This is a genomic window from Cellulomonas iranensis NBRC 101100 = JCM 18110, from assembly GCF_001552375.1.
Classification (GTDB): domain Bacteria; phylum Actinomycetota; class Actinomycetes; order Actinomycetales; family Cellulomonadaceae; genus Cellulomonas; species Cellulomonas iranensis.
Genome location: NZ_BCRB01000142.1, coordinates 1 through 5,220 on the forward strand (window position 1 = coordinate 1; position 5,220 = coordinate 5,220).

4 protein-coding genes are annotated in these 5,220 nt (G+C 76.6%); all 4 read right to left on the reverse strand.

Translation table 11 applies throughout. The features are described from left to right. The coding region (locus CS2_RS17560) for a hypothetical protein (protein ID WP_217997408.1) at positions 1-181 on the reverse strand (181 nt) is incomplete at its 3' end. Continuing rightward, a complete protein-coding gene (locus tag CS2_RS17565; RefSeq protein ID WP_070320942.1) occupies positions 178-990 on the reverse strand; it encodes a ComEA family DNA-binding protein in 813 nt (270 codons plus the stop codon). The genes CS2_RS17565 and CS2_RS17560, both read right to left, overlap by 4 nt. A gap of 99 nt (positions 991-1,089) precedes the next feature. After that, positions 1,090-2,043, reverse strand: a complete 954-nt coding sequence (locus CS2_RS17570) for a DegV family protein (RefSeq protein ID WP_082740344.1) — start codon at positions 2,041-2,043, stop codon at positions 1,090-1,092. 44 nt (positions 2,044-2,087) lie between these two features. Continuing rightward, positions 2,088-5,003 (reverse strand): leucine--tRNA ligase, encoded by a 2,916-nt coding sequence (gene leuS, locus CS2_RS17575; RefSeq protein WP_070320943.1) that lies wholly within the window; start codon positions 5,001-5,003, stop codon positions 2,088-2,090. Positions 5,004-5,220 lie beyond the last annotated feature (217 nt).

Genomic DNA, 5,220 nt, shown 5'->3' on the forward strand with positions numbered 1-5,220 from the left:
CCGCCGCCGCGGCGAGCACCGCCACAGCGGCGGCCGCCAGCAGCCAGCCCGCGCCGGTCGCCGCGGGTCGCAGGACGCCGGGCGCGAGCGTGACGACGAGCGCGGCGCCCCACGCCGCGACGGCCGGCGGCACGAGGCGCAGGTCCGCAGCGGTCGTCGCGGCCGACGGCGACGCGCTCACACGCGGACCCGCGCACGCAGGTCGGCCATGAGCGCGGGTCCGATGCCGGGGACGTCGTCGAGCTCGTCGACGCTCGTGAAGGGCGTCCGGGTGCGGTGCTCGACGATGCGACCCGCGAGCACGGGCCCGACCCCGGGGAGCTCCTGCAACGCGGTCGCGTCGGCGCGGTTCAGGTCGACGAGCCCGTCGTCCGGCGCGGAGCCGTCGGGCGCCGCGGCGAGCAGCTCGCCGACGACCGGGACGCGGAGCTGCTCGCCGTCGGTCACCGTGCGCGCGAGGTTCAGCGCCCCGAGGTCCGCGTCCGGCGTGCCGCCGCCGGCCGCGGCGAGCGCGTCGGCGACCCGGGCGCCCGCGTCGAGCCGCACGACCCCGGGGGTCCCGACCGCGCCGACCACGTGCACGACGACGCCGCCCGGTGCGGTGGCGTCCGGTGCGGGGGCCGGGCCGCTCGCACCGGACGGGACCGCCGCCCCGGGCACGGGCAGCTCGACGGCGTCGCCGCGGGGCGCCGTCGACGCCCGGAGCGCGACGCCGCCCGCCGCGAGCGCGAGCACGAGGACCGCGGCGCCGACCGTCCGCCAGGACGGTGCCCAGCGCGTGCGCGGCGGGTGCGGCGCGGGCGGGCGCTCGACCCGGTCGGCCGCGTCGGCGAGGGCGGTGGCGACGTCGGGGTGCCACGGCTCCGGGGCGACGGGTCGCGGCGTCCAGCCCGTGTCGCGACGGTCCGCGACGGGCGTCGCCGGCGGTGCCGCGAGGGCCGCGAGCCGGCGGGCGACGTCGGGCGGGACGGGGGGACGGTCGGGACGCACCGTCGCGACGCTAGGGACCGTGACCGCCGGGCGGGTGCGCCGCTCGTCCTCGCGGGAGCGAGCGGCGCGTCCGACGTGCTGTGGGCGGCTCGCCGGGCGTCAGGCGTCGGCGACGACCACGGCCAGCAGGCCCGGGCCGACGTGCGCGGCGAGCACCGCACCGGCGTCCGCCACGACCGTCTCGACCACGCGCGCCCCCGGCGTCGCCGCGAGCCGGGCGGCGAGCGCGTCGGCGACGTCGGAGGGCCCCACGTGGTGCACGCCCACGCGTGCCGCAGGTCGCGCGGCGAGCTCGGCGGCCGCGACCTGCTCGAGCCGCTCGCGCGCCGCACGCCGCGTGCGGATCTTCTCGGCCACGACCAGCCGGCCGTCCTGCAGCGACAGCAGCGGACGCAGACCCAGGACCGTGCCGAGCGCCGCGGCACCGGCGCCGAGGCGTCCGCCGCGCCGCAGGTGGTCGAGCGAGTCCACGAGGAACCACACCTGCGTGCCGCGCGCCGCCTGCGCCGCGACGCGCGCGACCCGCTCGGCGTCCGGCCACGTCGGCGCGGCGTCGGGCTCACGGCGCGTGACCCGCGCGACCCACCGCCGGACGGCCGCCGCGCGACCGTCGGCCGGCGCCGCCGTGGCGTCAGGACCGGCGAGCTCCGACGCGTCGAGCGGCGTCGCGGCGCACCGGGCCGCCGCGAGCGCCGCGAAGCCGAGACCGAGGGCGGCGCTCCGCGAGTCCACGACCCGCACCGGCACGGGGCTCACGGTCGCCGCGGTGCGCGCCGAGCGGACGGTCCCCGACATCTCGCCCGACAGGTGCACCGAGACGATCTCGTGCGCGCCCGCGGCCGCGGCCCGCTCGTAGGCGGCCGCGAACGCGGACGGCGGCGGCTGCGACGTCGTCACCTTCGCGCCGCGCTCGAGCGCCTGCAGCAGCTGCTCGGGCGTGACGTCGACGCCCTCGACGTGACGCGCGCCGTCGACGCTCACGTCGAGCGGGACGACGTGCAGCCCGACCTGCGCGGCGAGCGCGGGCGGGAGCGCCGCGGTCGAGTCGGTCACGACCGCGACGCGCGGCACCGCCGCGGCGCCCCTCGGCGTGCCGGTCAGGCCGGCACCACGTTGACGAGCTTCGGCGCCCGGACGACGACCGTGCGCACGTCGCGCCCGGCGAGCGCGCGCTGCACGCCCTCGTCGGCGAGCGCGAGCTCGCGCAGCGCGTCGTCCGTCACCGACGTGGGGACCTCGGCGCGCCCACGGACCTTGCCCTGCACCTGGAACACGCACGTGACGGTGTCCTCGACGAGGTGCTGCGGGTCGGCCTGCGGGAACGACGCGTGCACGACCGACTCGTCGTGGCCCAGGCGGGCCCACAGCTCCTCGGTGATGTGCGGCGCGACCGGCGCCGTCATGACGACGAGCGCCTCGACGGCCGCGCGCGGTGCACGCTCGAGCGTCGTCAGGTGGTTGTTGAGCACGATGAGCTTGGCGATCGCGGTGTTGATGCGCATCGCCTCCATGTCCTCGCGGACGTCGGCGATCGTGCGGTGCAGCACGCGCAGCGTCTCGGCGGACGGCGCGTCGTCGCTGACGACGAGCTCACCGGTCGTCTCGTCGACGACGTTGCGCCACAGCCGCTGCAGGAAGCGCTGCGCCCCGACGACCGCGCGCGTCTCCCACGGGCGGGACAGGTCGAGCGGACCCATCGACATCTCGTAGACGCGCAGCGTGTCGGCCCCGTACGCCTCGTACATCTCGTCGGGCGACACCGCGTTCTTCAGCGACTTGCCGATCTTGCCGTACTCGCGGTTGACGGGCTGGCCGTCCCACGTGAAGCCCGTGGGCGACGCCTCGTCCTCGACGACCTCGGCCGCGGGCACGTAGACGCCGCGCTCGTCGGTGTACGCGTAGGCCTGGATGTAGCCCTGGTTGAACAGCTTGTGGAACGGCTCGGCGCTGCGCACGTGGCCCAGGTCGTAGAGGACCTTGTGCCAGAACCGCGCGTACAGCAGGTGCAGCACGGCGTGCTCGACGCCGCCGACGTACAGGTCGACGCCGCCGGGCGAGCCCGCGGGCTGCGAGCCGTGGCCCGGACCCATCCAGTACTCCTCGAGCGCGGGGTCGACCAGGCGGTCGTCGGCGTGCGGGTCGAGGTAGCGCAGGTGGTACCAGCACGAGCCGGCCCAGTTGGGCATGGTGTTGGCGTCGCGCCGGTAGGTCTTGGGCCCGTCGCCCAGGTCGAGCTCGACGTGCAGCCAGTCGGTGTTGCGGCCCAGCGGCGGCTCGGGCTCGGAGTCGGCGTCGTCGGGGTCGTAGGTGCGCGGCGAGAAGTCGGGGACCTCGGGCAGCTCGACGGGCAGCGCCGAGTCGGGCAGCGCGATCGGCGTGTCGTCCTCGTCGTAGACGACCGGGAAGGGCTCGCCCCAGTAGCGCTGCCGGCTGAACAGCCAGTCGCGCAGGCGGTAGGTGACGGTGCGCTCGCCGACGCCCTTGGCCTCGAGCCACGCGACGATGCGCTCCTTGGCCTGCGCGACGTCGAGCCCGTCGAGGCTGATCTCGTCGTTCGACGAGCCGACGACCAGGCCGTCGTGCGTGCGCGCGCCGGGCGGCGTGCCCTCGGGCGCGTCGACCGTGTAGACCACGGGCAGCCCGAACGCCTCGGCGAACTGGAAGTCGCGCTCGTCGCCCCCCGGGACCGCCATGATCGCGCCGGTGCCGTAGCCCATGAGCACGTAGTCGGCGGTGAAGACGGGCAGCAGCTCGCCGTTCACGGGGTTGACGGCCAGGTGGCCCGTGAAGACGCCGGTCTTGCGGCCCGCGTCCTGCTGGCGCTCGCGCGCCGTCTTGGCGGCGGCCTGCGCGCGGTACTCGGCGACCGCGTCGGACGGCGTCGCGTGCCCGCCGGTCCACGCGCTCGACGTGCCGTCGGGCCACGCCGCGGGCACCTCGTCGAGCAGCGCGTGCTCGGGCGCGACCACGAGGAACGTCGCGCCGAACAGCGTGTCCGGGCGCGTGGTGAAGACCTCGACCTGCTCGCCGCCCTGCACCGCGAAGCGCACGCGCGCACCCGTCGAGCGGCCGATCCAGTGCCGCTGCATCGACTTGACCTTCTCGGGCCAGTCGATGCGCTCGAGGTCGTCGGTCAGGCGGTCGGCGTACGCCGTGATCCGCATGTTCCACTGGCGCAGGTTGCGCTGGAAGACCGGGAAGTTGCCGCGCTCGGAGCGCCCCTCGGACGTGACCTCCTCGTTCGCCAGGACGGTGCCCAGCCCGGGCGCCCAGTTCACGGGCGTGTCGGACAGGTACGCCAGGCGGCGCGAGTCGATCACGCGGCGGCGGGTCGCGGCGTCGAGGTCGGCCCACGTCGCACCCGGCGTGACGCCCTCGACGTCGGCGGGCAGCGCGCGCGTGCCGGCCTCGTACTCGGCGACGAGCTCGGCGATCGGGCGCGCGCGCCCGGTGCCGCCGTCGGGGCGCACGGCGTCCTCGTCGTACCAGGACTGGAAGATCTGCAGGAAGATCCACTGCGTCCAGCGCACGTACTCGGGGTCGATCGTCGCGAACGAGCGGCGCGGGTCGTGCGCGAGGCCCAGCCGGCGCAGCTGGCGCTGCATGATCGCGATGTTCGCCTCGGTCGTCACGCGCGGGTGCTGCCCCGTCTGCACCGCGTACTGCTCGGCGGGCAGGCCGAACGCGTCGAAGCCCAGGGCGTGCAGCACGTTGTCGCCGCACATGCGCCGGTAGCGGCCTACCACGTCGGTCGCGATGTACCCCAGGGGGTGCCCGACGTGCAGGCCCGCGCCCGACGGGTACGGGAACATGTCCATGACGAAGAACGCGCGCGAGCCCGGCTCGGCGTGCCGTCCGGCGCCGTCGGTGAGCGCCCCGACCGGGTTGGGCGTGTGGAACGTGCCGCGCCGGTCCCACTCGTCCTGCCAGCGCAGCTCGATCTCCTGCGCGAGGGCGGCGGTGTAGCGGAACGGGACGTCGTCGGGGGTCGGGTTCGGGGACTGGTCGCTCACCCGGGAATCCTATCGACGCCGCACGGTCGCCCGGCGCCGCGGCCCGCACCCGGACCGGCGCGGCGCCCGGTTCGTCCCTAGGATCACGTCATGTCGGACAGCACGCCGTCGTCGTCGGGCAGGTCGTCGGACGCGCCCGCGGGAGCCACCGCGGACGCCGAGCTCGCGCGGCTCGAGGCCGCGGCGGCGCGCGCGACGGCCGACGCCGCGCGCGCCC